Raw genomic sequence first — 368 nt, 5'->3', positions numbered from 1 at the left:
AACTTAAGAATACCACAGATTTGCTCGGATTGGAAGACAAAAATATCAAAATCTTGTCTGTTCTGAAATACCAAACCCATCTAGTCGTTCAGGCAAAGTTGGATTCCCCCGCTCCTCCTTGTCCTCATTGTCAAGGGAAGATGATCAAATACGACTTCCAGAAAGCCTCTAAAATTCCGCTTCTCGACTGTCAGGGTTTACCCACGGTACTGCATCTCAAAAAGCGCCGCTTTCAGTGCAAGAATTGCCTTAAGGTGGTCGTTTCTCAAACATCCATTGTCAAGAAAAATTGCCAGATTTCCAACATGGTGAGACAAAAAATCGCTCAGCTCCTCCTTGAAAAGCAGTCTATGACTGAGATTGCCCAC

Annotated in this window: 1 protein-coding gene; it reads left to right on the top strand. The window is 43.5% G+C overall.

Going from position 1 to position 368, the window contains the following annotated elements; translation table 11 throughout:
- A partial coding sequence (locus tag EDI28_RS26670) for a transposase family protein (protein ID WP_164918651.1) occupies positions 1–368 on the top strand: 368 nt, incomplete at both ends.

The organism is Photobacterium chitinilyticum, from assembly GCF_004104355.1.
Taxonomy (GTDB): Bacteria; Pseudomonadota; Gammaproteobacteria; order Enterobacterales; family Vibrionaceae; genus Photobacterium; species Photobacterium chitinilyticum.
The sequence above is the reverse complement of the archived record's forward strand: the minus strand, read 5'-3'. Positions and strand labels throughout refer to the sequence as shown.